A 254-nucleotide genomic window follows, 5' to 3' on the forward strand; every position below is an offset into this window, starting at 1 on the left:
TTGATAAAATTAGAGCAATCGACCCTGATAACTTAATTGTGGTTGGTACACCTACGTGGTCGCAAGATGTTGATGTGGCATCACAAAACCCAATTGATCGCGCCAATATTGCTTACACTCTAAATTTTTATGCTGGCACGCATGGTCAATCGTATCGAAATAAAGCACAAACAGCACTCGATAACGGCATTGCACTATTTGCTACAGAGTGGGGAACAGTTAATGCTGATGGCAATGGGTGTTAATATTAATGG

At 40.9% G+C, this 254-nt stretch carries 1 pseudogene; it reads left to right on the forward strand.

Annotation, left to right across the window (positions count from 1 at the left end):
• A pseudogene (locus AAEZ18_RS19235) lies at window positions 1–239 on the forward strand (cellulase family glycosylhydrolase); the annotation flags it as partial.
• Window positions 240–254: the final 15 nt, after the last annotated feature.

Source organism: Pseudoalteromonas sp. 19-MNA-CIBAN-0066, assembly GCF_040308705.1.
Lineage (GTDB): Bacteria > Pseudomonadota > Gammaproteobacteria > Enterobacterales > Alteromonadaceae > Pseudoalteromonas > Pseudoalteromonas nigrifaciens.